This window comes from Pseudoxanthomonas sp. LjRoot204_2 (assembly GCF_056175765.1).
In genome coordinates this window covers 1-1,562 of sequence record NZ_JBGFFG010000608.1, presented here as the reverse complement: position 1 = coordinate 1,562, position 1,562 = coordinate 1, and the positions used below count along the sequence as shown (strand labels likewise).

3 protein-coding genes are annotated in these 1,562 nt (G+C 67.6%); all 3 read right to left on the bottom strand.

Annotated elements, in window-relative coordinates:
* Positions 1-120: 120 nt before the first annotated feature.
* Genes AC04L7_RS18345 through AC04L7_RS18335 form a run of 3 tightly spaced genes read right to left on the bottom strand, consistent with a single transcriptional unit; the run spans position 121 to position 1,372 of the window.
* On the bottom strand, positions 121-333 hold the full coding sequence (locus AC04L7_RS18345; RefSeq protein WP_299342302.1) for a hypothetical protein: 213 nt from the start codon (positions 331-333) through the stop codon (positions 121-123).
* A gap of 3 nt (positions 334-336) precedes the next feature.
* On the bottom strand, positions 337-681 hold the full coding sequence (locus tag AC04L7_RS18340) for a RidA family protein (protein WP_435998157.1): 345 nt from the start codon (positions 679-681) through the stop codon (positions 337-339).
* Between the two features lie 28 nt (positions 682-709).
* Positions 710-1,372 carry a DUF998 domain-containing protein gene (locus AC04L7_RS18335; protein ID WP_475513653.1) on the bottom strand — a complete coding sequence of 221 codons (663 nt, stop codon included), beginning with the start codon at positions 1,370-1,372 and terminating at the stop codon, positions 710-712.
* Between the last annotated feature and the right edge of the window lie 190 nt (positions 1,373-1,562).

The window sequence follows — 1,562 nt, the reverse complement described above, 5'->3', positions numbered from 1 at the left end:
GCGGAACGTGGGGCGCACGATACGCGATGGATTGTTGAGGCCCGGTTAGCGTTTCAAAGCAGTTTTATTACAGACATTTACGGCGCGATGTGCATGCTGGTCCTCACGCGGCTTCCACGTTCACTCTGCTTCGTCGCGCGCCGTTTCGCCGACGCCGGACACACGCCTGGCCTTGGCGGCCACGTGCATGTTGTCGATCAGGTTGGGATACCGGCGGCCCGCGGCTACGGCACGGGCGCGCGCCTCTTCCACCTGGGCCGGGCTCAGCGTCGAGGGGCCACCGCGTCGTATCGGTGCGGGACGCTGCCAAGGTGGCGGATTGCGCTTCGCCATCGGTCAGAGGGCCGCCGTCACCACGATCTCGATCAGCCATGCGGGACGCGCCAGGGTGGCCTGCACGGTCGCGCGCGGCGGCGCATTGCCTTCCGGCACCCATGCATCCCACACGCGGTTCATCGCTTCGAAATCCTGCAGGTCCTTGATGAAGATCTCGGCACGCAGGATCTTCGTCTTGTCCGTGCCTGCGCGGGCCAGCAATGCATCGATCTCGCCGAGTACCTGCTGGGTCTGTCCGGCGATCTCCTGTGTCGCGTCCTCGGCGACCTGCCCGGCCAGGTACACCACGCCATTGTGGATGGCCATCTCGGACAGCCGCGGGCCTACATCGAACCGCTGGATCATGGGGTTTCCTCCGTCGTGAGGCTGCAGCTTAGCGTCGCGAAGCGGCCCCCGCACCGGGCTGCATCCGCCAGAGCCACGAGCCCGCCAGCCACATCGCCGCGACGATCAGTGCGATCAGCAGCTTCTGTACCCACCCCTGCYCGGCCGGCGGCCACAGTGCGTGCAGCCAAAGCAGCGCATAGCAGGCGCTCGACCATGCAGCCGCCACCGGAAAATGGCGGCGCCAACGAGCGTCCAGCCGGAAACGCCACGCCTGCAGCAGCATCCCGGTGGTGACGCACAGGAACGCGGTGATCGCGCAGGTGTGATGGAACCAGGCGTGGAAGTCCGGCGCGACCTGCGGCAACCACGAATCGCCTATCGCCACGCCCGCCAGCGCGAAGGCGCCCGTGCTGAACAGCAGCAGCGGTGCCGCGCTGCGCGCCGTCGCCGACAACTGCGCATGCAGCGCCCACGCCAGCACCACGATGGCCACCGCCAGCGTGCAATAGAGGCTACGCAGCAGCAGTCCCCAGGGACCGAGCAGGTACTGGCTCAGCGTTGCGCGCTGCCAGTCCAGATCGCCACGCACCATCTGCAACGATCCCGCGACCAGGAGGAAGCCGAGGGCGGCGGCCATCGCGGCCATCGCAGCCAGGCGGACACGTCCCGCAGGAATGCGTGGGTCGAGGGTGGAGGCGAGACGGGACATCGGGGCATCGCAGTGAGCGTCGACGCCGGATTATCGTCCAGCCACTCAAGAATCCGCGGGCGCCGCCGCTCTACAGGCATGGCTCCGCAGCGTGCCCGCCATCACGCTTTGGCCTACACTCGACCTGTCCCCGCCACCGGGGCATGGTCGCCACGAGCAAGGGAACTCACGCGCCAATGCCGTCCACCAC